The following is a 13,761-nucleotide window of genomic DNA, read 5'->3' as shown; positions in this document are numbered from 1 at the left end:
AAACCTATATTTGCTAGGGAGAAACCATGAGTTCAGAGTCTCAATCAGCCTCTCAAACAGAACAAACCAATGAAAAGGCTTATGATTCCTCTAGTATTAAAGTATTACGTGGATTAGATGCAGTTCGTAAACGTCCGGGTATGTATATTGGGGATACAGACGACGGTACCGGTTTACACCATATGGTGTTTGAGGTTGTCGATAATGCAATCGACGAAGCTTTAGCTGGCCACTGTGATGAAATTATTGTCACGATTCACGAGGATGAATCGGTCAGTGTTTCAGATAATGGCCGCGGTATTCCAACCGATATTCACCCTGAAGAAGGGGTTTCTGCTGCAGAAGTAATTTTAACGATTCTGCACGCAGGTGGTAAGTTTGACGATAATAGCTATAAAGTTTCAGGTGGCTTACACGGCGTAGGTGTTTCGGTTGTTAACGCACTTTCAAGTAAATTGCATTTAACAATTTACCGTGCTGGTCAAATCCATGAGCAAGAATATCATCATGGTGATCCGCAATATCCATTGCGTGTGATTGGTGAAACGGATAATACCGGAACAACTGTACGTTTTTGGCCAAGTGCAGAAACATTCAGTCAAACCATTTTTAATGTTGAAATTCTAGCACGCCGTTTACGTGAGCTTTCTTTCTTGAATGCTGGTGTACGTATCGTTTTACGTGATGAACGTATTAACCTTGAGCATGTGTATGACTATGAAGGCGGTTTATCTGAGTTTGTAAAATACATCAACGAAGGTAAAAACCATCTCAACGAAATCTTCCATTTCACAGCCGATGCTGACAACGGCATTGCTGTAGAAGTAGCATTGCAATGGAACGATAGTTACCAAGAAAATGTTCGCTGTTTCACAAACAACATTCCACAAAAAGATGGTGGTACGCACTTAGCAGGTTTCCGCGCAGCTTTAACACGTGGCTTAAATCAGTATCTTGAAAATGAAAATATTCTCAAGAAAGAAAAAGTGAATGTGACTGGCGATGATGCGCGTGAAGGTTTAACAGCCATTATTTCTGTTAAGGTTCCTGATCCGAAATTCTCGTCTCAGACAAAAGAAAAATTGGTATCAAGTGAGGTAAAACCAGCGGTAGAGCAAGCAATGAACAAAGAGTTCTCTGCTTACTTACTTGAGAATCCACAAGCTGCAAAATCAATTGCAGGCAAGATTATTGATGCTGCACGCGCACGTGATGCTGCACGTAAAGCACGTGAAATGACACGCCGTAAGAGTGCATTAGATATTGCAGGTTTGCCTGGTAAATTGGCTGACTGTCAGGAAAAAGACCCAGCGCTGTCTGAATTGTATCTTGTCGAGGGTGACTCTGCGGGTGGTAGTGCCAAACAAGGCCGTAACCGTAAAATGCAGGCTATTCTACCTTTAAAAGGTAAGATCCTGAACGTTGAGCGTGCGCGCTTTGACAAAATGATCTCTAGTCAGGAAGTGGGTACATTAATTACAGCACTTGGCTGTGGTATTGGCCGTGAAGAATATAACCCTGACAAGCTCCGTTATCATAAAATTATTATTATGACCGATGCCGATGTCGATGGTTCGCACATTCGTACATTGTTATTAACATTCTTCTTCCGTCAAATGCCGGAGTTGGTGGAACGTGGTCATATTTATATTGCACAGCCACCTTTGTATAAGCTCAAAAAAGGTAAGCAAGAGCAATATATTAAAGATAACGACGCATTAGAAACTTACTTGATTTCAAATGCGATTGATGAGCTTGCTTTACATATTAGTGCTGATGCGCCTGCAATTACAGGTGAAGCGCTGGCAAAAGTAATTCAAGACTATCAAGTTTCACAAAAGAGCTTACAACGCTTAACGTTACGTTATCCAGCAAGCTTACTGGATGCATTACTCGAAGTCGACGCATTTAAAGCAGATCAAAACCATGATCAAGCTTATGTACAACAATGGGCAGATCAAGTACGTGAAGCTGTACAAAGACTACAGCCAAGTTTGCGCCCTGAAATTACGCTTGAAACATTTGAACGCGAGAATGCTCAAGGCGAGAAATCTGCGCATTACTGGCCACGTGTAACTGTATATGTTCATAACTTGCCACATGCTTACTTACTTGACGCAGGTTTATTGAATTCTGCGGAATATGCTCGTTTATTGAAGAACTCGAAGAGTTGGTTCAAGTTAATTGAAGATGGCGCATACTTACAAAAAGGTGATCGTCGTATTCAAGTCGCTAATTTCCATCAGGTATGGCAGCACATTCTGCAAGATTCACGCCGTGGAATGATGATCCAGCGCTATAAAGGTCTGGGCGAGATGAATGCTGAGCAGCTTTGGGAAACCACAATGGACCCTGAAAACCGTAATATGTTACAGGTGACTATTGATGATGCAATTGAAGCTGATCGCATGTTCTCATGCTTAATGGGCGATGATGTTGAACCACGTCGTGCCTTTATTGAAGAAAATGCATTAAATGCGGATATTGATGCTTAATTGATAGCAAGATTCTAAATCAGTCTAGGGAGAGAAGATGATGAGTCAAAAAATTCTAGCAAGTATGCTGATTTCATGTGCGGCTTTAGTGAGTCATTCTGCATTTGCAGCAGACTTGGAAGCCGACATGAAAACTTTAGCGAAGAGCACTAAAGCCTTTGCTGAAGCAAAAGATATCGATAACGCTAAACAGCAGCTTGTGATTATGCGTCAGGCAGCATTATCTTCAAAATTATCTTTACCTCATAAGTTGGAAGGTTTACCCCCTGAAAATGTACAGGTAAAAGAGTACCAAGCGGGTTTAGATCAGTTGGTTGCTGAAATTGATCGGGTTACGGTTTTTGTTGATAAGGGACAATTGGACCAAGCCAAAACTGAAGCAATTAATCTGGTAAATATTCGTAATGAAAACCACAAAAAGTTTAGATAAAGTTACTTTTCTAAATCAAATAAAGGGAATGATTGATTCATTCCCTTTATTTTTAGCTATATAAATTCATTTAACTAAACTTATTAATTTTCTACAAAATCTGTAACTTGAATGAGTGCATGGCCAAATAGGTAGCCAGCCGTTAAGAGGATACAGATCCACAAAATAGCTCCTGCCACATTGTAAATCAAAAATTTTCCATAGCTCATATTGCTTGAGCCGGCAGCGAGGGGTGCAAAAGAACGTGCGAAAGGTATAAAACGTGCTAAAAGAATAGTTTTACCACCATGTTGCAAGAAATAGCGGTTCGTTTTATTCAAATATTCTTTCTTAATAAAACGTGATTTTGCTTCAAAAATACGGTTTCCAAAATGGCGGCCAATAGAATAATTGACGATATAGCCTAATGTTGCTGCAATGGTGAGCAGAGTGATCATATAACCAAGATGCATCAGTTCAACCACCGAGCACAGTGCACCTACAGTTAAAAGTAAGCTATCTCCAGGTAAAAAGAACATAAACACAAACGCGGTTTCAGAAAAAATAATCAAAAAGAGTATGGCATAAACCCATGCACCATACTCCTGAATCAAAATAGGTAAAAATTGTTCAAAATTAGTAATAAAATCAATAAAATTCATTCAGTTTGTCTGATCCCGAATTAAATACCTACTCAAGAAGGGTAAAAACGAAGTTACAGAATTTAGTTAAATTATCTGTGTATGGCAACCCTTAAGATGTAGCTTAAGTTTTATATGTTATCAAATTTGAATCTATCTCAAAAATTTAACAGCTGAATGAAACTTTATTAGAGATCGTTCATATTTTTATAAGCTAATAAAAATAAAAGCCAGTACAGATACTTAAATATACGAGTACTGGCCAAGATATTTAGTTTTCAAATGAGGCTTCCATTTCCTCAAGTTCCATCATGAGTTCTAAGAGTTGCTCTTCATATTGTTCAAGCTTAGTTTTGAGTTCGGTTTGCTCATTCATTAGTTTAAGCAAATCGTCCTTACGATTAGCTTCATATAGTGAAGTATCTGCTAAAGCTTCTTCGATTTCAGCAAGACGTGGTTGAAGCTTTTCAATTTGAGATTCAACCTTTTCAATATTTTTACGGATTGGTCGAGTTTGTTCACGACGGCGAGCTGCTTCTTTACGCTGTGCTTCTTTATCGACTTTAGCGGGAGCTGGAGCGGCAGAAGATGAATTATTTTGTGCTACCGCAGTCTGAGCATTGATTTGTTGCTGACGTGCTTCACGTAGCCATTTAGCATAATCCTGCAAATCACCTTCAAACTCGGTACATTTGCCACCGTGTACCAAAAGGAGTTCATCACAAACGCTGGCAATAAGTTGACGTTCGTGAGAAACCAGAACGACTGCACCCTCAAAATCTTGTAAGGCCATACTAAGCGCATGACGCATATCAAGATCTAAGTGGTTCGTTGGTTCATCCAGAATTAAAACATTTGGGCGCTGCCATACAATGAGTGCTAAGGCTAAACGAGCACGCTCACCGCCAGAGAAGCTTTCACATGGAGTATCCATGCGTTCGCCACTAAAGCCAAAACTACCTAAAAAAGAACGTAATGTTGCTTCACTAATTTGTTTATCGGCTATCCGAGCGAGTTGAAGCATTGGGCTGGCTTGACCATCTAAAGCGTCCATTTGGTGCTGCGCAAAGTAACCAATGTTAAGTAGCTCGGAAGCTTTACGTTCACCTGCCAGTAATGGTAAATCACCCACCAAGCTTTTAATCAATGTTGATTTACCCGCACCATTCATACCAAGCAGGCCAATACGCGAGTTTGGCGTAATTTGAAGTTTAATTTTTTCAGCAATTTTTTTATCGCCATAACCTATGCTGGCATTTTCTAGGGTCAGCAACGGTGAACTCATTTTGGTAGGTTCACGGAAACTAAAAGTAAACGGTGTATCTACATGAGCAGGTGCAAGTTGCTGCATGCGTTCAAGTTGCTTAATACGACTTTGTGCCTGACGAGCTTTAGTGGCTTTAGCCTTAAAGCGATCAATGAACTTTTGTAAATGAGCACGGGCTTCTTGCTGTTTTTCAAAAGCTTGTTGTTGTTGTGCTAAACGTTCACTTCGAGTGGTCTCAAATGTGGAGTAGTTACCCGTGTAAAGAGTAAGTTCCTGATTCTCAATATGAAGAATATGGTCTGTAATTGCATCTAAGAAATCTCGGTCATGCGAGATTAAAATGAGGGTGCCCTCATAAGCTTTGAGCCAATCTTCTAACCATAAAATTGCATCCAAATCTAAGTGGTTGGTTGGCTCATCCAATAAGAGTAAGTCAGAACGACTCATCAATGTACGCGCCAAATTTAGACGCATACGCCATCCACCAGAAAAACTAGCAACGTTTAAACGTAATTGATGTTCTAGAAACCCTAAGCCAGCCATCAGCTGAGCTGCTTTAGATGGCGCAGAATAACCATGAATTTCATCAAAACGGCCATGTAATTTAGCCAAATCCGAGTCTGTTAATTGTTCTGGTTGAGCAAGTTTATTTTGAATATCCCAATATTCTTCATCACCAGAAAGGACAAAGTCGATAGCAGGCATGTCTAGGGCTTTAACTTCTTGCGCCATATGGGCCACAGTCCATACAGAAGGACGAGTAAGCGAGCCTTCATCTGCTCCTAAGCTACCGAGTAATGCTGCAAATAGTGTTGATTTACCTGCACCATTGACCCCAGTCAGACCAATCTTCCAACCTGGGTGTAATTGCATAGACGCTTTTTGAAATAGAACACGTCCACCGCGGCGTAAAGAAACTTGGTCAAATTGAATCATCTTGTCTTATCGAGGTGAGTTAGGGATGCTGTATTTTAAAGAGAACTGATCATGAAGACAAAACTTTCGGAGTTTTAGTTTATAAATACTGAGATTGCATGGTTTCACTGATCCCGATTAAAGCTATTCGTCTGAAAATATCCAAATTTTGAGCAAGATAGGCCACATTTAGAAAAATATGGCTAAAATAAAAACAATTTAAAACTTGGTTGATAAATGAGCTACTAACTAATAAAACCAGACTAAGGAAAGTCAAATGAAAAAAAGATTGGGGATAGTAAGTGCAGTCATTTGCTGTGCTATGGGGACAACACACGCGGGGCAAAACGTATGTGTATTCGATTTATTGGGTAAATCAGGTGAATCCTACAAAATGATGGAAGAATGGGCACTTGCGGCAAAAAGTTGGCAAGCGGACATTACATTAATTCCATTTCAAGATGAAGCTCTAGTAGATCGTAGGCTGCGTGAGGGTAAATGCGATGCAGCTTATATGACTTCAATGCGAGCACGAAACTACAATAAATTTGCAGGCTCGATTGATGCAATTGGGGGCGTGACAAGTAATGCTATTGCTCAAAAGGCGATTAGTTATGTTTTGGATCAACGTAATAAACATCGCATGCTAACCACGCAAAATGGAACAAACTATGAGGTGGTTGGAATTGTCCAGATTGGACTAGCATACTTATTTGTAAGAGATAGAAACCTCAACTCAATTGAGAAAGTACGTGGGACTAAGTTTGCTATTTTGCAATATGACGCAGCCCAGAAAATTATGGTTGAAAGTGTAGGTGCCCAGCCTATTCCTTCTGAGATTACCGATTTTGTGAAAAAGTTTAATAGTGGCCAAGTCGAGGCAATTGCTGCACCTGCTTATGCTTATAAACCGTTAGAAATTGGTAAGGGAATTGGAGCAAATGGAGCTATGTTTACTTTTCCTGTGGTGAACGTCACAGGGGATTTAATTGCAAGAAGTGATAAGTTTCCGGCCAATTTTGGAATGAAGTCTCGTGAATGGTTTATTAAACAGTTGCCACAGAACTTCGCAATGGTAAAACGGTTAGAAACCGGTATTCCTCCTAAAATTAAATTAAATTTTTCAGCCGAAGATAAGTTGAAATATCAGAAAATATTACGTGAAGGTCGCCTTGGCTTAACAAAACAAGGTGTATATGACGCGACAATGATGAGTGTACTCAAGCGCGCACGATGCACCATTGAACGGACAAATTTTGAATGTACGCTTACTGGAGAGTAGTTTGTTTTTTAATCACAAAAACCCTACAGATATTTCAAAGCTGAATATGGGTATGAAAATTGTGAATATAAAAAATAACTTACGGAAAGTTAGCGATTTTTCATTTTAATAAATAATTTAAGTCGAACAAACAATGGTTCAATGAGATAAAAATATTTGAGTAAAAGCTCTATTTTTTTCTAAAAAACATGATTAATATCTGTGTTTGAAAGGAAACTTCAAACAAAAAATCTGTTCCGTGGAAGGATGAAGAAAATGAAAAAAATCGTACTTGCTATGGCTGCCGCTTCTGTTGTTGGTTTTTCTGCTTCAGCGCAAGCAGCGAGTACCGTGTGTGTATTCGACCTCTTAGGAAAAGCAGGCGACTCATATAAAATGATGGAAGAATGGGCTCTAGCTGCAAAAGGCTGGGGTACTGAAATTAACTTAGTTCCTCGTCAGGACGAGGCTGTTGCAGATAATGATTTTAAAGCTGGTAAATGTGATGCCGTAGCAATGACAGCTATGCGTGCTCGTCAATATAACAAATTTGCCGGATCAATTGACTCGCTTGGCGGCGTTCCTAATAACCAAATTGCACAACGTGCTATTACTTATGTATTAGATGCACGTAATGCTGCAAAAATGACAACTAACCTTGGCGGTAAAAAATACGAAGTTGCTGGTATCTCTCCGTTAGGTTCAGCGTTCATTTTTGTACGTGATAAAAACATCAACTCAGTTGAAAAAGCTGCTGGTAAAAAATTCGCCGTGTTAGGTTATGACGATGCACAAAAAATTATGGTGCAGCGCGTAGGTGCTCAGGCAGTTCTTTCTGATATTTCAAACTTTGCTGCTAAATTTAATAATGGTCAGGTAGATATGGTAGGTGCGCCTGCTTATGCTTACAAACCATTAGAATTGAACAAAGGTTTGGGTGCAAACGGTGTAATGTGGAACTTCCCAGTATTACATGTAACGGCTGATTTAGTATTGCGTGCTGATAAATTCCCAGCAGGCTTTGGTCAAAAGTCTCGTGATTGGTTCGTGAAACAATTACCAAAAAGCTTTGCAATGATTAACCGTTTAGAAGCACAAATTCCAGGTAAATACAAAATGAACCTAAGTGCTGAAGACAAACTGAAATATCAAAAAATGTTACGTGATGGCCGTATGGATTTAACTAAACGCGGTATTTACGATGCAGGTATGATGTCTGTATTGAAAAAAGCACGTTGTTCTGTAGACAAAGCTAACTTTGAATGTTCAATGCCTGGTGAATAATTCATTTTGAACTTAAAAGCCTAGATTTATTCTAGGCTTTTTTGCTTTCTATAGACTGTCAATTCAGCCATTGTGATTCATTAAAAAGACGCTAATCTAAATTGAGGATAAAACTTCATCTGGATATATGAAGATATTAGAAAATAGAACAAGGAAGTGAGTCATTAAAAGAGCTAAGGGAATTTAACCCGTTATTTTTTATTGAGCTCGGATAAACAGAATTGATCATAACAATATCTAAATTGTGAATCTTAGATGAAGCGTATCTCATGAGAATCATGCCAACCAGCGTGAAATTTCTTGATGCCAAAAACAAAAAATTTACAAGGAAAGGAAAAGAATATGCGATTTTCCAAAACGCTTTTACTTGCGATGGGACTCACAACAATTTCATTTGCAGCCGAGGCCAAACAAACCATATGTGTTTTTGACTTTGTTGGTAAAAATGGCGATGTCTATGCACTCATGAAGGACTATCAGCTTGCAGCGAAAAACTGGGGAGCTGATATCGAACTAAAAGTAAACCAGAATGAAGCAGTGATTGCTGAAGATTTTAAAGCGGGCAAATGTGATGGTATTAGTGTATCAGGCATGCGCGGACGTCAATTCAACTCATTTACGGGATCATTAGATGCAATTGGCGCGATTCCAGATCTCAAACTTGCTGTTAAAGTCATGCAAGGTTTAGCGAGCCAAACCTTTAGTAAATATATGGTCAATGGCCGCTATGAGGTAGTAGGTGTTATTCCGGTAGGAGATGCTTACCTTTTAGTAAACGACCGTAGTATTAATACCGTAGCGAAAGCTGCCGGTAAAAAAATCGCCGTATTAGACTACGATGAAGCACAAAAAATTATGGTTCAGCAGGTGGGTGCTCAGGCAGTGAGTGCAGATGTGACTAACTTCGGGGCCAAATTTAACAATCATCAGGTCGATATTATTGGTGCGCCAGCAGCAGCTTTTAAACCTTTAGAGTTACAAAAAGGCTTAGGTACAAAAGGGGCAATTGTAAACTATCCAATTTTACAGGTGACTGGAAATATTATTATTCGTCCAGACAAATTCCCAGCTGGTTTTGGTCAGAAATCTAGAGAGTGGGTGGCTGGTCAGTTACCGCGTGCTTTTACTATCTTGGGTAAAATGAAAGCGGATATTCCGCAAAAATATTGGATGGAAGTACCAGCTGCCGATAAACCGGGTTATCAAAAGCTCATGCGTGAGTCTCGAATTAACCTTACACAACGCGGGGTGTATGATAAACGCATGATGAAACTACTATGGCAATTCCGTTGTAAGCAAGACGCGAAAAACTTTGAATGTGGCTTACAAGATGAGAATTACAAATAATCTTGATAAAAATACTCAAGATTCGCTTTAAACTTCGAAGACAGACCCTATATTGATTATGCTATACTCAATATAGGGTCTTTTTTATTTTGAAAGGCACAGCAAAATCCGAGGAACAATCATCATGAATGCCCAAGCTCTAGTTTTGACAGATAATGCTGCCAATAAGGTACGCCAACTCCGTGATAGTGAAGGGAATGACGATCTCATGTTACGTGTATATGTAACCGGAGGCGGGTGTTCAGGGTTTTCATACGGCTTCAATTTCGCCGAAAGCGTAAATGAAGATGATGCTGAATTTGTAAATGGCGATGTAAAGATGCTGGTTGACTCGCTCAGCTATCAATACTTAGTTGGCTCAGTGGTTGATTATGTTGAAGGCCTTGAAGGTTCACGCTTTATTGTGCAGAACCCGAATGCGACAACAACGTGTGGTTGTGGTTCTTCATTCTCAATTTAAAAAGAATTTTAAATAAAAAAACCTCTCTATGATGAGAGGTTTTTTACTTATAAGACTATGCTTGATCATGTATAGATTCTAAAAAGTACTGTACGAGTTCAGGTGCATTTTGATAAGGAATCCAATGAGAGGCATTCATAAAAATAGCCTTATAATTATTTTTAAAATAACCTGAATTTAACTTGGCACTTTTTTCTGTTACTGCAATATCATGCTTACCCCAAATAAAAAGAGTGGGAACGTCTATTGCTTTAAAAGGATTTTCAGGCTTTTCCCAAAAAAAGCCACGATACCAGTTTAATGCCGTAGTTAGCCTATTTTCTTTTATAAACTCAGTCTCGAATATTTCAATTTGCTGCTCGGTCATGCCAGATGACTTAAGAAAGTTACGGCCTAATTTAGGCATCTTTTTAAATAAAAGTTCGGGCAGAATAGGAAGCTGAAAAACTGCAAAATAATAAGATTTTAGTAGTTGATTGCTAATTAAGCAGGCTTTTAAAAAAGCAGCTTGATGGGGTACGGAAACTAAAGTGAGATGTTGAATATACTGCGGATACTTCATAGCTACACTAGACGCAATTACAGAACCCCAATCGTGCCCAATTAAATAAACTGGTTGACCAAGTCCCTTAATAAAAACTGCAACATCTTCAGTTAGTTCACTTAAAGCGTAATGAAAGCGGCTTTGTGGTCTAGCATTTAGACTATAACCACGTTGATGGATCGCAAATGTTCTAAATTGATGTTGATGTAATAATTCCGAAGTCTGCTCCCAACTATGAGCAGTTTCTGGAAAGCCATGCAATAAAACCACGAGAGGGCCATCTATAGGGCCTGAATCAATGACATCGAATGTCCAAGCCCCACGTGTGTATTGATGAATACGTTTGGTCAGATCCATAAGAACATGCCTTACTTATTTTTGTTGGCATTTATCATGAATTTTTATGACCAATTTAATAACAGCATTTCGGGTCAGGAAATGTGTTATGAGGTCGAATCAGTCCAATTAAATCGAATAAGTAGCTTTATACCGCCGTGATCGTGCCTAAGATTCTAAAATCTGAAGCTCCTGTTACCGCAGGTAAATTACCACTTAAACCATCCACAAAACGCATTGCTAACCATGCAAATGCTGTAGCCTCAACCCAAGTAGGGGAGAGTCCTAAAACATCAGTGGTTTGAACTGACCAATTGTGCTTACGTAAGCGCCAACGTAATTGTTCTAACAAATAGGAGTTATAAGCTCCACCTCCACATACATAAACTTCACCTGTTTCCATATTAGAACGATAGATCGCTTTTTGAATGGCACGTACAGTAAGTTTTAATAAGGTAGCTTGAATATTTTCAGGTGTATCTTCTAACTCATCATAAGTTAAATCATTACGCCAATCGATTAACTGATCATCTAACCAGTCAATATTGAAATCTTCACGTCCCGTACTTTTAGGAGGTTCTTTAGAAAAATACTCATGAGCATAAAGACGGTCGAGTAAAGAGCGAATAGGATGACCATAAGCTGCCCAATCGCCATTTTCATCATATGGATGACCTGTATGGCGATGACACCATGCATCCATCAAAATATTCGCAGGTCCCGTATCAAACCCAAATACGCCGTCAGGATTATTGGCAGGCAACATGCTCACATTGGCAATGCCACCCAAATTCAAAATCACCCGATGAATGCTTGGATGTTGAAATAATGCCTGATGAAATGCAGGCACTAATGGAGCGCCTTGACCACCTGCTGCCATATCTCTACGACGAAAATCTGAAACGACCGGGATTTGAGTGATCTCAGTAATAATGTTTGGATCGCCAATTTGTAGCGTAAAACCATGCTCTGGACGATGACGAATGGTTTGTCCATGCGACCCAATCGCTTTAATTTGTCTACGATCTAATTGGTGCTTTTCAATGAGAGAATTAATCCCGTGACCAATCATTTTGGCTAGAGCAACATCAGCTTTACCCATGCGGTCAATTTCATTGTCATCGGGTAAAGTTAATGCCATAAGCTCATCACGTAACTCGGGTTCGAATGGAACTGTAAGTGTGGCATGAAGCTGTAGTGGCTCAAATGAAGCCGCAACAATATCCACACCATCCATACTAGTGCCAGTCATTACGCCGATATAGATTGCGCTCATATGCAACTTCCCCTGCAAGACGCTGAAAAAATGTTAGTATATCGCACAAATTGAATAACTGATGTGTTTAGGTTTTGTGATGTCAAATTTCTTGCCCGCCGAAGAACAGCTTGCCCTCATCCAACGAGGCACGCACGAAATTATTTCTGAAGAAGATTTACTGAAAAAGCTTAAAGAGAATCGTCCTCTTAAAATTAAAGCTGGTTTTGACCCTACAGCTCCAGATTTACATTTAGGACATACGGTTCTTATTAACAAACTAAAAACGTTTCAAGATTTGGGTCATGAAGTTACTTTCTTGATTGGCGACTATACAGCCATGATTGGTGATCCAACAGGCAAAAGTGCAACTCGTCCGCCGTTATCACGCGAACAAGTTGAAGCTAACGCTAAAACTTATCAAGAACAAGTTTTCAAAATCTTAGATCCGAATAAAACAAAAGTACGTTTTAACTCAGAGTGGTTTAACCAAAAGTCTGCTGCGGATCTTATTCAGTTGGCAAGCCAGCAAACAGTATCACGTATGTTAGAGCGTGATGACTTCACTAAGCGTTATAACAACCATCAGCCAATTGCAATTCATGAGTTCTTATATCCTTTAGTTCAAGGCTATGACTCTATCGCACTTGAAGCAGACGTTGAGTTAGGTGGTACAGACCAAACCTTTAACTTACTCATGGGCCGTACGTTACAAAGCCGTTATGGCCAAGAATCACAAGTGTGTATCACTGTACCAATTCTAGAAGGTTTAGATGGCGTAAATAAAATGTCTAAATCTTTAGGTAACTATATTGGTGTTTTTGATGCGCCAGGTGCAATGTACCAAAAAGTATTATCAATGCCTGACTCTTTAATCGAACGTTATTTCGATTTATTAAGTTTTAAATCTCTAGATGAGATCAAAGCTTTATTAGATGAAATCGCGGCTGGTCGTAATCCACAAGAAGTAAAACGTATTCTTGCACTCGAGTTGGTTGAACGCTTCCATGATGCTGAAGCAGCTGCTAATGCTCATAAGAGTGCTGGTAACCGTATTACAGAAGGTGAAGTGCCAGCAGATACTCCTGAAGTAACTATTTCACGTGGTGAGTTTGGTGGTGAAATCTTTATTGCCACGATACTTCGCGTAGCAGGATTAAATCCAAATGCAGCAGCTGCAAAAGATGCTGTTGCACGAGGTGCAGTAAAAGTAGACTGGAATGTAGTAGATGCAAGTTTCTCTGTAAAAGAAAACGGGACTTTTATTATTCAGTCTGGGAAAAAAGCAATTGCACGTGTAACTTTCACTGACTAAAAGTTATGTAGTGATAGAAAAGCAGGAGTAATCCTGCTTTTTTTATTTCAGAACTATAAAAACCAATTAAGCGTTCCACGTGGAACCATCTAAGTATTATTAAGAATAAAATAAATTAAAAAATAAGAAGAAATATAAAGTAGGGTAGAGTATTTGCTCTAATATTTCTTTGGATTCTTTGGATTCTTTGGATTCTTTGGATTCTTTGGATTCTTTGGATTCTTTGGATTCT

General features: G+C 39.2%; 11 protein-coding genes. 7 read left to right on the top strand and 4 right to left on the bottom strand.

What is annotated here, in order from left to right:
- Positions 1 to 26 precede the first annotated feature (26 nt).
- Together gyrB and cybC are read left to right on the top strand one after the other, a co-directional pair.
- Positions 27 to 2,495, top strand: a complete 2,469-nt coding sequence (gene gyrB, locus C1642_RS00365; RefSeq protein ID WP_000093729.1) for a DNA topoisomerase (ATP-hydrolyzing) subunit B — start codon at positions 27 to 29, stop codon at positions 2,493 to 2,495.
- Positions 2,496 to 2,532: 37 nt separating this feature from the next.
- Positions 2,533 to 2,925 carry a cytochrome b562 gene (gene cybC, locus C1642_RS00360; protein WP_000987632.1) on the top strand — a complete coding sequence of 131 codons (393 nt, stop codon included), beginning with the start codon at positions 2,533 to 2,535 and terminating at the stop codon, positions 2,923 to 2,925.
- An 83-nt stretch (positions 2,926 to 3,008) separates the two neighbouring features.
- On the opposite strand, the gene C1642_RS00355 is transcribed toward cybC, so the two are convergent.
- Together C1642_RS00355 and C1642_RS00350 are read right to left on the bottom strand one after the other, a co-directional pair.
- On the bottom strand, positions 3,009 to 3,566 hold the full coding sequence (locus C1642_RS00355; RefSeq protein WP_001009198.1) for a VTT domain-containing protein: 558 nt from the start codon (positions 3,564 to 3,566) through the stop codon (positions 3,009 to 3,011).
- Between the two features lie 250 nt (positions 3,567 to 3,816).
- Positions 3,817 to 5,748 (bottom strand): ATP-binding cassette domain-containing protein, encoded by a 1,932-nt coding sequence (locus tag C1642_RS00350; RefSeq protein WP_103235750.1) that lies wholly within the window; start codon positions 5,746 to 5,748, stop codon positions 3,817 to 3,819.
- 256 nt (positions 5,749 to 6,004) lie between these two features.
- Here C1642_RS00350 and C1642_RS00345 point away from each other — a divergent pair, with 256 nt between their 5' ends.
- The 4 genes from C1642_RS00345 to erpA all read left to right on the top strand — a co-directional run bounded on the left by C1642_RS00345 (position 6,005) and on the right by erpA (position 10,079).
- The gene (locus C1642_RS00345) at positions 6,005 to 7,009 is read left to right on the top strand and encodes a putative solute-binding protein (protein ID WP_000746542.1); all 1,005 of its coding nucleotides are present in this window, start codon (positions 6,005 to 6,007) and stop codon (positions 7,007 to 7,009) included.
- A gap of 255 nt (positions 7,010 to 7,264) precedes the next feature.
- Positions 7,265 to 8,272 carry a putative solute-binding protein gene (locus C1642_RS00340; protein ID WP_000724999.1) on the top strand — a complete coding sequence of 336 codons (1,008 nt, stop codon included), beginning with the start codon at positions 7,265 to 7,267 and terminating at the stop codon, positions 8,270 to 8,272.
- A gap of 342 nt (positions 8,273 to 8,614) precedes the next feature.
- The gene (locus C1642_RS00335) at positions 8,615 to 9,619 is read left to right on the top strand and encodes a putative solute-binding protein (protein WP_001212536.1); all 1,005 of its coding nucleotides are present in this window, start codon (positions 8,615 to 8,617) and stop codon (positions 9,617 to 9,619) included.
- A 124-nt stretch (positions 9,620 to 9,743) separates the two neighbouring features.
- Positions 9,744 to 10,079, top strand: a complete 336-nt coding sequence (gene erpA / locus C1642_RS00330) for an iron-sulfur cluster insertion protein ErpA (protein WP_000993572.1) — start codon at positions 9,744 to 9,746, stop codon at positions 10,077 to 10,079.
- Positions 10,080 to 10,134: 55 nt separating this feature from the next.
- Here the strand turns inward: erpA and C1642_RS00325 are convergent, their stop codons facing one another.
- A complete protein-coding gene (locus C1642_RS00325; protein WP_103235749.1) occupies positions 10,135 to 10,980 on the bottom strand; it encodes an alpha/beta fold hydrolase in 846 nt (281 codons plus the stop codon).
- A gap of 127 nt (positions 10,981 to 11,107) precedes the next feature.
- Positions 11,108 to 12,235, bottom strand: coding sequence for an anhydro-N-acetylmuramic acid kinase (locus C1642_RS00320; RefSeq protein WP_001274580.1), 1,128 nt, complete (start codon positions 12,233 to 12,235; stop codon positions 11,108 to 11,110).
- Positions 12,236 to 12,296: 61 nt separating this feature from the next.
- Here C1642_RS00320 and tyrS point away from each other — a divergent pair, with 61 nt between their 5' ends.
- Positions 12,297 to 13,529 (top strand): tyrosine--tRNA ligase, encoded by a 1,233-nt coding sequence (gene tyrS, locus C1642_RS00315; protein WP_000335558.1) that lies wholly within the window; start codon positions 12,297 to 12,299, stop codon positions 13,527 to 13,529.
- Positions 13,530 to 13,761: the final 232 nt, after the last annotated feature.

It is taken from the genome of Acinetobacter sp. AKBS16 (assembly GCF_002899995.1).
GTDB classification, from domain to species: domain Bacteria; phylum Pseudomonadota; class Gammaproteobacteria; order Pseudomonadales; family Moraxellaceae; genus Acinetobacter; species Acinetobacter baumannii.
Note: the sequence above shows the minus strand (reverse complement) of the source record. Positions and strands in the feature narration are given on the sequence as shown.

Excerpts from the sequence above, each read along its gene's own strand:
- gyrB (WP_000093729.1), top strand. The coding sequence starts at position 27 with ATGAGTTCAGAGTCTCAATCAGCCTCTCAAACAGAACAAACCAATGAA.
- cybC (WP_000987632.1), top strand. The coding sequence starts at position 2,533 with ATGATGAGTCAAAAAATTCTAGCAAGTATGCTGATTTCATGTGCGGCT.
- C1642_RS00355 (WP_001009198.1), bottom strand. The coding sequence starts at position 3,566 with ATGAATTTTATTGATTTTATTACTAATTTTGAACAATTTTTACCTATT.
- C1642_RS00350 (WP_103235750.1), bottom strand. The coding sequence starts at position 5,748 with ATGATTCAATTTGACCAAGTTTCTTTACGCCGCGGTGGACGTGTTCTA.
- C1642_RS00345 (WP_000746542.1), top strand. The coding sequence starts at position 6,005 with ATGAAAAAAAGATTGGGGATAGTAAGTGCAGTCATTTGCTGTGCTATG.
- C1642_RS00340 (WP_000724999.1), top strand. The coding sequence starts at position 7,265 with ATGAAAAAAATCGTACTTGCTATGGCTGCCGCTTCTGTTGTTGGTTTT.
- C1642_RS00335 (WP_001212536.1), top strand. The coding sequence starts at position 8,615 with ATGCGATTTTCCAAAACGCTTTTACTTGCGATGGGACTCACAACAATT.
- erpA (WP_000993572.1), top strand. The coding sequence starts at position 9,744 with ATGAATGCCCAAGCTCTAGTTTTGACAGATAATGCTGCCAATAAGGTA.
- C1642_RS00325 (WP_103235749.1), bottom strand. The coding sequence starts at position 10,980 with ATGGATCTGACCAAACGTATTCATCAATACACACGTGGGGCTTGGACA.
- C1642_RS00320 (WP_001274580.1), bottom strand. The coding sequence starts at position 12,235 with ATGAGCGCAATCTATATCGGCGTAATGACTGGCACTAGTATGGATGGT.
- tyrS (WP_000335558.1), top strand. The coding sequence starts at position 12,297 with ATGTGTTTAGGTTTTGTGATGTCAAATTTCTTGCCCGCCGAAGAACAG.